The following is a 10,582-nucleotide window of genomic DNA, read 5'->3' on the forward strand; positions in this document are numbered from 1 at the left end:
CACATCATCCGCTCGGCGAATTTCCATCATGTAAGCGGTGCTGACAGTGCGCCTCCGGGCGTGGAACTGCCGGCCAGCGCCATGCGTACCGACGAACGTTTCATCCTGGCCCGGCGCGGCAGTGGCCGGCCGCATGTGCGGCAGCGCTATCGCATCGAGCTCGATGACGGCAGCGTCATTGAAGGCGTCACTGATGAACAGGGACGTACGGCCTTGAGCCAGGACCAGGCCCTGCGTATCGCGCGGCTGCGGATCGTGAAGGAGTAGAGGATGAAGCAATCTTCCCTGCCGGAGCAGGCGGCAGAACCGACCCGGCTGGTCGGCACCGCCTGGGATGAAGACGGCAATGATGTGGCGCAATCGGTGCTGACCGGAGAGAACCAGAAGGTCAGGGCCTTGTGTCTGACCACGCCGGAGGTGGTGGTGCCCATTCTGTTCGTGCCGGGCATCATGGGGACGCGGCTCAGGGTCAGCAAACGCGACCAGGGGCCGGCCTGGCTGCCGCCCGAGAACACTTGGGAGACGATCACGCTGGGGCTCACGCATCTGGTCCGCACGGCGGCAGACCGGCAACGTTTGCTCAATCCGGAGACCACTGAGGTGGATGATAGCGGTCCGGCTTTTCCTGATGACACCAGCAAGACCCTGCTGTCGCTTGCTCCCGGCCAGACCGACGCCGAGCGTATCAAATGGCGCGGCTGGGGACAGCTCCATGCAGACAGCTATCTCGGCATTCTTTCGCTGCTGGAGACCAGCATGGCGATGATTTTCGATCCTGCCAGCCAGGGGGCCCGGCTCACTTCGCACTGGAAGGAGCTTGTGATGGATCGGCAGGATGCGGCCAAGCTGGGCGCGCAGAAGCCCTTTGTTGCAATTTCGGACGAAGACTTGAGAGATGCCGCAGAGGTGCTTTATCCGGTGCATGCGGTGGGCTACAACTGGTTGCAGAGCAATCTGGTCTCGGCGCAACGATTGGCTGAGGAGATCGAGCGTATTACGGCGTATTACCGCAGCAAGGGAAAGCGCTGTGAGGGCGTGATCCTGATCACGCACAGCATGGGCGGCCTGGTGGCACGTGCCTGTGCGCGGCTGCCGGGAATGACTGAACGCATTCTGGGCGTCATCCATGGCGTGATGCCGGCCATTGGCGCGCCGGCTACCTACAAGCGTATCCGGGCCGGGTTTGAAGGCATGGCGCAGGTGGTATTGGGACGCGATGCGGCTGACTGTACGGCGGTGATGGCCAATGCGCCGGGGCCGTTGGAACTGCTGCCGACTGCGCAATACAAGACCTGGACCAATCAAGGAGAGCGGCACTGGTTGCGCGCCAGCTATCGCGCCATCGGCCAGCGCGGGATGCCCGAGGAGATGGACAGCTTTTTGGGCGAGGGGGATCCCTACGCGCAGATCTATCTGAACAATTCGTCGGATTGGTGGAAGCTGGTGCGCGAGGAGTTGATTGATCCGGCGGGGAGGGAGGATAGGGAGCGGGCTGAGAGTGAGGGAAAGTTACTGGTTCGTACGGCTGAAGAAACGTCTGACTTTGATCGGTATAGAAAAAAGATGGAAGTCGCACAGCTCTTTCATCAACACATTAAAGACAGTTACCACCCCAATACCTACGCGTATTACGCCGCCGACCCACAGCAGCCTGCGTGGAACGAGATCAATTGGAAATGCAACCGCATGGTGTCCGGTGATCCGCTGAAGGCCCGGCTTGATGCCGATGATTTGAACGGCACGGTGACGCTGAGCTTCGACCAGTACCACAGCCATAACCAGTTTTTTATTTTGCAGAGTGGCACAGGCCCAGGCGATGGCACGGTTCCGGCTGAGTCAGGTCGATCCCCGCAGCCGTACGTCGTCCAGTTGTTCAAGCATGAAGGAAAGCTGAAGTCGCACGAGAGTTATGACCATCAGTTTTCTTTCAACGCCAAGGTTGCGCAGGCGACCACCTTCTATTCCATCATCAGAATCGTGAACACATCGGAGATTCTGAAAACGCTTTCATGAGAAAAATGCTGATGAGTAAATCGTTTCGACTTATTCCCTATCTGGTTATCGCTGCCAGTTTTCTTTTATCAGGATGCCTCTCACCTCAACCCAAGATTGCCATCATGAACAAAGTACAGGACAAGGAAGCTGATCCAACCATCTCAACTTTTTGTACCGGTCGTTTCCTGGTCGATATGCCAGCAGGATCGGTACTCAGTGGCGGCAATTATCGTTACGACTTTGCGCGGTTGGAGCAACCTAAATCCATGAGTCTGGAAGAGTTCGAGACCGAAATGGCGGCCAAGGAAAAGACCCTCAGGTCAACGAAGCATAACGTCGAGCCTAGTCTGTTGCGGTTATTGCTCAAACCGGATCTGCACTCGTGGATCTTCGTCTATTGGGAGCAAAGCGGTATTACATCAATAGCGCAGGTTGATGGATACCGTTGGATTGACGGCACTCGTTACGTGTTCAAAAAGGAGGCCGGCATGAGCAAACCCAGAACCGGAACAATGAGCCGCCAGGACTACACGATCGAGCGCATGCGCAAGATTCTCGCCAATCTGCAAAAACGGTCAACCCACAACATTCCGACTGAGCCCGGCTATTGCTTCGAAGACGGCTTCATCGCCAACCCCGAATGGGAAATGGAAGAAGCCGGCATTGACATCACCATCGCCGGCCATCCCGATGCCTTCGTTTCGGTCTGGTTCTACCCGCTCGCAAGGAGTGCCCACAGCAAGCCCTTGCTGGATCGCATGGGCGGGGTATTGCAGACGCTTGGCCAGATGGCGACCTCAGTGCACGTGCTGCGCAAGGGCGAGCGACAGGTCGGCCCCTATAGGGGCCAGGAATTCCTCGCCAGCGCCCCCAGCAGTCGCGGCATGCGCGGCCACAAGTTCATCTGGGAGACTGAGGGCGACGGCACGCTCGACACGCCTGCGCTCAAGATCGAACTCACCACAGGCTATCGCGACAAGAACGGCAATCCGCAACAAACCAGGCTGACCGATGAACAGGCCATCAAGCTGTGGGACGATGTCCTCAACAGCTTCCGGCTGCGCCCCGTGCTGGATCCCCAAGGGAGCCGGCCATGATTGCTCCGGTCAAGGGACCCGCGCCAACGCGCCTGGTCCCGACCGCATGGGACGAGCAAGGCAACGAGATCGCCCAGTCGGTGCTGACCGGCCAGCGCATGAAGGTACGAGCCCTGTGCCTGACCAGTCCGGACATTGTCATGCCCATCGTATTCGTACCCGGCATCATGGGCACACGACTCAAGCTCAAAGGTCGCGACAAGGGCCCGGCGTGGTTTCCTCCGGAGGGCGGATGGGAAACCCTGGCGCTGGCGCTCAAGCATGTCGTCCGCACGGCGGCGGACCGACAGCGATTGCTCAATCCCGATAGTACCGAGGTAGACGAAGACGGCCCGGCCTTTCCCGACGACATCAGCAAGACGCTGCTGGCCTTCGCCCCCGGCAAGAGCGACGCCGAGCGCATCAAATGGCGCGGCTGGGGGCAACTCCACGCGGACAGCTATCTGCCCATTCTTTCACTGCTGGAGACCAGCATGGCCCTGATCTTCGACCCTGCAAGCCAGGGGAAGAAGCTCACTTCACATTGGCAGGAACTCGTGATGGCACGACAGGATGCAGGCAAGCTGGGTGCGCAGAAGCCCTTCACGCCGCTGCAGGAAAAGCAGCTGCGGGAGGCTGCTGAACTGCTCTATCCGGTGCACGCAGTGGGTTACAACTGGCTGCAGAGCAACAAGGTATCGGCACAGCGACTGGCCAAGGAAATCGAACGCATCACCGCCTATTACCGCAGCAAGGGAAGAAGTTGCGAGCAGGTGATCCTGGTCACGCACAGCATGGGTGGTCTGGTCGCCCGCGCCTGTGCGGAGTTGCCGGAAATGGCCGAGCGCATCCTGGGCGTGGTGCACGGCGTGATGCCGGCCCTCGGTGCGCCGGCGACCTACAAGCGCATCCGGGCCGGCTTTGAGGGAGCCGGGCAGGTCGTCCTGGGGCGCAATGCCGCCGAGTGCACGGCAGTGATGGCCAATGCCCCCGGACCACTGGAATTGCTGCCGACGGCGCAATACAAGACCTGGAGCAATCGCGGGGAACGGCATTGGCTGCGGGTGAGTTACGTGGGTATCGGGCAGAGTGGAATGGCTGAGGAAATGGAAAACTTTCTGGGCGAGGGCGATCCCTACCGCAACATCTATCTCAACAATTCGTCGGATTGGTGGAAGCTGATTCGGGAGGATTTGATTGATCCGGCCGGTCGTGAAGATAGCAAGCATGCCAAGAAGGATGGAAAAGTGACGGTCGCAAAAACGCGACCCGCACCAGACTTCGACAGATATGCCAGGACCCTGAAAATCGCGCGCTCCCTTCACAAACAGATTGAAGACCGCTATCACCCGAATACTTACGCGTATTACGCCGCGGATGGACAACAGTTGGCATGGAACGAGATCAACTGGAAGTGCAAGCCGATGGTGCCTGGCGATCCGGCGAAAGCGCAGCTGGTAGCGGATGATCTGAATGGAATGGTGGAGCTGCGATTTGGCGGCGAGGACAATCGCTATTGCATTCTGCAGGATGGCACCGGCGCTGGAGATGGAACTGTCCCTGCCGAATCGGGAGCCGCTCCGAAACCGTTTGTCGTTCAGCTTTTCAAGCATGAAGGAAAGCTGAGGTCGCACGAGAGCTATGACCACCAGTTTTCCTACAATGCCGCAATTTCTCAGGCGGTCACCCTGTATTCAATAGTCCGTATTGTCAATTCTTCGGGGCTGTTGCGGAAATCTTGAGAAGAATAATGAGCATCAAAAAGTCTCCGCGCTTGAAAGTCGTCACGGCCATGCTGGTCTTGACGTCCTTGTCTGGAGACCTGACACCTTTCCAACGATTGACCATCATGAATAGTGCCCAGTCACGTCAAGCAACTCCAGCAGTCTCCACTTTTTGTACCGGCCGTTTTCTGCTCGACCTGCCAGCAGGTTCGACATTGAGTGGCGGTAATTATCGCTATGACTTCGCTCTTCTGGAGCAGCCAAAGGACATGAGCCAGGAAGAGTTTGAGAAGGAAATGGTCGCCAAGGAAGAGATTCTCAGATCGGCCAGGCACGATATCGAACCTGGCTTGTTACGCTTGCTGATCAAGCCTGATCAGTATTCGCGAATCTTTGTCTATTGGGAGGAGAGCTTTATCGAGGAAATAGTGCAGGTAGAAGGCTATCGCTGGATCGATGGCACCCGTTACTTATTCAGGACGGAGGCCGGCATGAGCCCACCGCCCGCCGGCATGCCGAGTTATCAGGACGACGCAGTGGAACGCATGCGCCTGACGCTGGCTGGCCTGCGTAAAAGAGCGACGCATGACATCCCCACCGCCCCCGGCTACTGCTTCGAAGGCGGCTTCATCGCCAACCCCGAATGGGAAAACGAAGAAGCCGGCATCGATATCGACATTGCCGGCCACCCGGATGCCTTCGTGTCCGTCTGGTTCTATCCCCTGGCGATGAGCAAGCACGACCGTCCGTTGCTGGAGCGCATGCGCAGCGGACTTCAGACCCTGGGCCGTTTGGCCACTGCCGTGCGCGTGCTGCGCAAGGGTGACCGCCAGATCGGTCCCTACCGGGGCCAGGAATTCCTGGTCACCGTCCCCAACAGCGGCGGCGGGCGCAGCCACAGCTTCATCTGGGAAACCGAAGGCCAGGGCACGCTCGATACCCCCGCCATCAAGATCGAACTGACCACCGGCCATCACGACCAGGACAGCAATGCGCAACAAACCACACTCAACGATACGCAAGCGCTGCAGCTGTGGGATGCCGTGCTGACGAGCTTCCGGCTGCGGCCAACGCAGGTAGCGCCAGCATCAACCACGTCAGGTACGCCGCCATAGCCGCCTGCAGCAAGGTCTCGGGTCCATCGCCCGAGGTTCACGCTGGCCTCGCCTCCACTCCTACCCTGCTTGAAAGGAATCCACCATGTCCAACATCATCCGCCTCGGCGACGCCACTTCCCACGGCGGCAAGGTCACGCAAGTGAGCGCGACCCATTTCAAGGTGGCCGGCCTGCCGGTCGCGCGGGTCGGCGATGCCTGCAGCTGCCCCCGGCAGGGGCACGACAACTGCACCATCGCCGAGGGACACCCGCATCACAAGATTGATGGCATCGCCGTCGCCTACGACGGCCACAAGACCAGCTGTGGTGCCACGCTCATCGCCAGTGCCGGCAATTTCAGCGCGCAATAGCGCTATCCCTTTCGTGCGATCTTGCGTGAACGGTCTCACGCATAGGCCAGCCGCGCCGCCGAGGGTGCCGCAACGCGCTTGAGCTCCGGTGCCCCGCCCTCCAGCTTGAACACCGACACCAGCCTTGCCAGCTGCGCCGCCTGATCCTGCAAGGATTGTGCCGCGGCTGCGGCCTGCTCGACCAGCGCGGCGTTCTGCTGGGTCACCTGATCCATCTGCACGATGGCCAGGTTGACCTGTTCGATGCCTGCACTCTGCTCCTGCCCGGCGGCGCTGATCTCGGTGACCACCGCACCGACCCGCTGCACGCTTTGCACCACGTCCTGCATGGTCCGTCCGGCCTGCTCCACCAGCCGGCTGCCATTGCCGACCCGTGCCACCGAGTCGGCGATCAGACCCTTGATCTCGTGCGCGGCGGTCGCGGAGCGCTGCGCCAGCGCCCGCACTTCCGAGGCCACCACCGCGAAGCCGCGTCCCTGCTCGCCCGCGCGCGCGGCTTCCACCGCCGCATTCAGGGCCAGGATATTGGTTTGGAAGGCGATCCCGTCGATGACCCCGATGATGTCCACGATCTTCTTGGAGGACGCGTCGATGGCGCCCATGGTATCGACCACCTGGCTCACCACCTCGCCGCCCTGGCGCGCGATGTCGGAGGCCGATCCGGCCAGCTGGTTGGCCTGGCCGGCATGACTGGCGTTCTGCTTGACGGTGGCGGTGAGCTGCTCCATCGACGAGGCCGTTTCCTCCAGCGAGGCCGCCTGCTCTTCGGTACGCGAGGACAGATCCAGATTGCCGCGCGCAATCTCGCTGCTGGCCGTGGCAATCGTATCGGTCGAGACCCGCACCTGGCTGACGATGTCCAGCAAGCGGTCATTCATCTTCTTGAGCGCGCGCAACAGCATGCTGGTTTCGTCGCGGCCCTGTGTATCGATGGCCGAGGTCAGGTCACCGGCCGCCACCGTCTCGGCCACGCGCACCGCGCGATCCAGTGGCGCGGTGATGCTGCGCGTGATCATCCAGGCGATCGCCGCCGCCGCCGCCAGCCCGGCGGCCGCCAGCACCAGCAGCAGCGTGCGGGCCTGAACGTAATTGCTTTCGACTTCATCGCCGGCACTCTTCATCATGTCGTGCTGCTGCTTGATGAGGGCGTCGGCGGCGCTCATGGTGGCGCTCTGCACGGGCCGCACCTCGTCGATCAGCATGTCGATCGCACCTTCCTTGCCGCCCTGCTGCACCATGGCCAGCACCTTGTCGCGTTTTTCGAAGTAGGCGTTCTGGGCCGTCACCAGTTTCTTCAGCGCGCTGCGGCTGTCGTCGTCGGTAAGCAGCTTCTCCAGCTGCGCCAGGTCCTCGCGGATGGCACGGTCGGCACCGGTGATGCGGTCGTATTCGCTTTTTATCTGCGGCTCGCGCTTCAAGAGCAGAATGTTTCGTACCGAGCGCGCGATCAGGTTGAGCTGGTCGACGATATCGCCCGCCACTACGGTCTTGGGATACTTGTCGTGGATCACATCCTTCATTTGCCCGTTGAGCTGCCCCAGGCGGGCGATGCCGCTGGCCGCCATGGCCAGCATCAGGATCATCAGCAGACCGAAGCCCAGCCACAGGCGCGCACGAATGGTCACATTGGAAAGTTTCATGGAATTCCCCCTTGTTATCGTTGATTGTCGGCAAGCAAGCCGCTGGCGCGGCGTAACCGTAAAGCAACTAATGCGTGGCATCACGTTGCGGCCTGCCCGCTTCAGCATAGGTGACAGGAAGGAGGAATCCAAGCGCGGCCGATGCCGCGCAGCAGGAGTGCGGCCGGGCTCAGCCCGGCGCGGGCATGACCTCCACCCGTAGCGCTCCCGGCGCAGGAGAAAAACCGAAGCGCACCGGCAGAAAGGCCTCGATCACCTCGGCATTGGAGGCCATGTGCGGGCTCAGTTGCGTGGTGGTGAAGCGCCCCGTGCCGGCCAGTGCCAGCGGCAGCATCAGCTGATCGGCCAGATGCTCGCCGACCGCCGCATTGCTCTGCAGATAGCGCTGCATGGGCCCCAGGGCTTCCAGAGCCACCTGTTCGGCCGGCCGGGATTTGGCACCATGGCCGCAGAACAGCTCGTCCACATGCGCATGCGTCACATGCAATTCGACCAGATTGCCCGGACCATCGCAGTCGCTCAGCGGGATCACCTTGCGATCCTGCAAGCCCTCCACGGCTTCGCCCAGGACCTGCAACTCCCGCTTGCCGATGGCACTCGGCAGATTGGCCACCAGGGCGCGCGCCCGCGTCTGCAGCAGCGCGCCGCGCTCCTCCAGGACCAATCCGCCCAAGACATGGCCCGCTTCCACCTGCAGGCGCACCTGGCCGCCGCCGGCCGGATGGAATCCGTGCCGCAGCAACTCCAGCGTGACCGATGCCCCCATCCGCCGCAACAGCGGCAGGAAGCAGTGCTGCAGGAAATCGGCCGACGGGGCCAGGGGATTGTGCGTGCCGCCGCTGACCTCAATGCAGAAGCGCCCCGTTGGCGCGGCCAGCAGGGCGGGCAGCAGGGTTTGCAAGACCAGCGTGGTACTGCCGGCCGAGCCGATGGCGAAACGGTAATCGCCGCTGCGCAGCGCACCGGGCGCAAAGCGCAGCGCGCTGCTGCCGGGCTCGGCACCTTCCACGACGGCGTCGCACAGGGTGGCGGCGGCCGTCACGGCGGCCAGGTGCTGGCGCATCAGACCGGGTTTGGGGCGTTTCGCCCGGATCGCGCCGAGCTCGAATGGACGCCCCGTGATCATCGCCAGGCTCAGCGCACTGCGCAGGATCTGGCCGCCACCATGGCGGCCATCCAGGGTCAGAGGAGAGGACATGTGTGTTCTTTTCTTTCTTCGTATGTTGCGTTTTGTTCCTGTGCGCGAGCGGGCCTGACCAGCATCGTACCGAGTGCGTAATACGCCCTCGGTACGATGTATTTCAGCCTTTCACGCAGACGATCTGGCGCAGCGTATGCACCACTTCCACCAGGTCTTGCTGGGCCGCCATGACGGCATCGATGTCCTTGTAGGCCATCGGGATTTCGTCGATGACGGCTTCGTCCTTGCGGCACTCCACACCTTCGGTGGCGCGGATGTGATCCTCTACCGAGAACCGTTTCTTGGCCTCGGTACGGCTCATGGTGCGTCCTGCACCGTGGCTGCAGCTGTGGAAGCTCTCGGCCTCGCCCTTGCCGCGCACGATGAAGCTCCTGGCCCCCATCGAGCCGGGAATGATGCCCAGTTCGCCGGCACGGGCCGATACTGCACCCTTGCGGGTGACCAGCACATCCTGGCCGAAGTGATGTTCCTTCTGCACGTAATTGTGGTGGCAGTTCACCGCCTCCACGTGCGTCTGGAAAGGCTTGGCGATCACGCTGCGTACAGCGGCGATCAGGTTCTGCATCATCACTTCACGGTTCATGCGCGCAAATTTCTGTGCCCAGCCCACGGCTTGCAGATAGTCGTCGTAGTGCGTGCTGCCCTCCTTCAGATAGGCCAGGTCGCGATCCGGCAGGTTGACCATGTGCTTGCGCATGTCCTGCTGCGCCAGTTCGATGAAGTGGGTGCCGATGGCATTGCCCACGCCGCGCGAACCCGAGTGCAGCATGAACCAGACTGCGCCCTCTTCATCCAGGCAGATCTCGATGAAGTGATTGCCCGACCCCAGCGTGCCCAGGTGCTTGTAGTGGTTGGTCTTCTCCAGCTTGGGCGTCTTCTGGCACAGCACGTCGAACTCATCCTTCAGCGTCTGCCATGCGGTATCGACCGGTGCCGGCGGATTTTCCCAGGAACCCTGATCGCGGCCGCGATGGCTGCGCGTGCGCGGCGAGGAGCCGTGCGGCACGGCGCGTTCGATGGCACTGCGCAAGGGACCCAGGTTGTCCGGCAGGTCGGCGGCGCACAGGGTGGTCTTGGCCGCCATCATGCCGCAGCCGATATCGACCCCCACGGCGGCGGGAATGATCGCGCCCAGGGTCGGGATCACGCTGCCGATGGTGGAGCCCTTGCCCACGTGCACATCCGGCATGACCGCAATGTGCTTGTAGATGAACGGCATCCTGGCCGTATTGCCCAGCTGGGTTTTTGCTTCAGCTTCCACCGGCACGCCGCGCGTCCACATCTTGACCGGCTTGCCCTGCCCGGTGGCCAGGGTGTCGTAGGTCGCTGGTGGATGTTGTCGAGTTTGTCCATTTTCGTTACTTTCTTGCTGAACATGAGGGAAGGCGAGGCGCGACAAGGGTGCCAGCGACAGGTTTTCCGTGAAGGTAGTCGCTTGCGCATTCGCGCCTCACCTGAAAAAGTCGGGGCTCCTGCCCC

General features: G+C 61.5%; 9 protein-coding genes. 6 read left to right on the forward strand and 3 right to left on the reverse strand.

Annotation, left to right across the window (positions count from 1 at the left end; all coding sequences use genetic code 11):
- The 6 genes from B3873_RS17635 to B3873_RS17660 form a co-directional block, all read left to right on the forward strand.
- A partial coding sequence (locus B3873_RS17635; protein ID WP_286867657.1) for a hypothetical protein occupies positions 1–267 on the forward strand: 267 nt, incomplete at its 5' end.
- A gap of 3 nt (positions 268–270) precedes the next feature.
- Positions 271–2,013 (forward strand): esterase/lipase family protein, encoded by a 1,743-nt coding sequence (locus tag B3873_RS17640; RefSeq protein WP_286867659.1) that lies wholly within the window; start codon positions 271–273, stop codon positions 2,011–2,013.
- Positions 2,014–2,018: 5 nt separating this feature from the next.
- Positions 2,019–3,092 carry a T6SS immunity protein Tli4 family protein gene (locus tag B3873_RS17645; protein WP_414651550.1) on the forward strand — a complete coding sequence of 358 codons (1,074 nt, stop codon included), beginning with the start codon at positions 2,019–2,021 and terminating at the stop codon, positions 3,090–3,092.
- Complete coding sequence (locus B3873_RS17650; protein ID WP_286867661.1) at positions 3,089–4,813, forward strand: esterase/lipase family protein; 1,725 nt, start codon at positions 3,089–3,091, stop codon at positions 4,811–4,813. Before B3873_RS17645 ends, B3873_RS17650 begins: the two co-directional genes overlap by 4 nt.
- A gap of 8 nt (positions 4,814–4,821) precedes the next feature.
- Entirely contained in the window at positions 4,822–5,910 is a 1,089-nt protein-coding gene (locus B3873_RS17655; protein ID WP_286867663.1) for a T6SS immunity protein Tli4 family protein, read from the forward strand.
- A gap of 85 nt (positions 5,911–5,995) precedes the next feature.
- On the forward strand, positions 5,996–6,262 hold the full coding sequence (locus B3873_RS17660; RefSeq protein WP_039788468.1) for a PAAR domain-containing protein: 267 nt from the start codon (positions 5,996–5,998) through the stop codon (positions 6,260–6,262).
- A 35-nt stretch (positions 6,263–6,297) separates the two neighbouring features.
- On the opposite strand, the gene B3873_RS17665 is transcribed toward B3873_RS17660, so the two are convergent.
- The 3 genes from B3873_RS17665 to B3873_RS17675 form a co-directional block, all read right to left on the reverse strand.
- Positions 6,298–7,902: a methyl-accepting chemotaxis protein gene (locus B3873_RS17665; protein ID WP_286867665.1), complete on the reverse strand. Its 1,605-nt coding sequence runs from the start codon at positions 7,900–7,902 to the stop codon at positions 6,298–6,300.
- A 169-nt stretch (positions 7,903–8,071) separates the two neighbouring features.
- Positions 8,072–9,100 (reverse strand): RNA 3'-terminal phosphate cyclase, encoded by a 1,029-nt coding sequence (rtcA, locus tag B3873_RS17670; protein WP_286867667.1) that lies wholly within the window; start codon positions 9,098–9,100, stop codon positions 8,072–8,074.
- 103 nt (positions 9,101–9,203) lie between these two features.
- Positions 9,204–10,385: an RtcB family protein gene (locus tag B3873_RS17675; protein WP_286867669.1), complete on the reverse strand. Its 1,182-nt coding sequence runs from the start codon at positions 10,383–10,385 to the stop codon at positions 9,204–9,206.
- Between the last annotated feature and the right edge of the window lie 197 nt (positions 10,386–10,582).

This window comes from Herbaspirillum sp. UBA812 (genome assembly GCF_002296545.1).
Lineage (GTDB): Bacteria > Pseudomonadota > Gammaproteobacteria > Burkholderiales > Burkholderiaceae_D > Herbaspirillum > Herbaspirillum huttiense.

Bases quoted from the DNA above. Each gene is read 5' to 3' on its own strand.
- B3873_RS17640 (WP_286867659.1), top strand. From the start codon at position 271: ATGAAGCAATCTTCCCTGCCGGAGCAGGCGGCAGAACCGACCCGGCTG.
- B3873_RS17645 (WP_414651550.1), top strand. From the start codon at position 2,019: ATGCTGATGAGTAAATCGTTTCGACTTATTCCCTATCTGGTTATCGCT.
- B3873_RS17650 (WP_286867661.1), top strand. From the start codon at position 3,089: ATGATTGCTCCGGTCAAGGGACCCGCGCCAACGCGCCTGGTCCCGACC.
- B3873_RS17655 (WP_286867663.1), top strand. From the start codon at position 4,822: ATGAGCATCAAAAAGTCTCCGCGCTTGAAAGTCGTCACGGCCATGCTG.
- B3873_RS17660 (WP_039788468.1), top strand. From the start codon at position 5,996: ATGTCCAACATCATCCGCCTCGGCGACGCCACTTCCCACGGCGGCAAG.
- B3873_RS17665 (WP_286867665.1), bottom strand. From the start codon at position 7,902: ATGAAACTTTCCAATGTGACCATTCGTGCGCGCCTGTGGCTGGGCTTC.
- rtcA (WP_286867667.1), bottom strand. From the start codon at position 9,100: ATGTCCTCTCCTCTGACCCTGGATGGCCGCCATGGTGGCGGCCAGATC.
- B3873_RS17675 (WP_286867669.1), bottom strand. From the start codon at position 10,385: ATGTGGACGCGCGGCGTGCCGGTGGAAGCTGAAGCAAAAACCCAGCTG.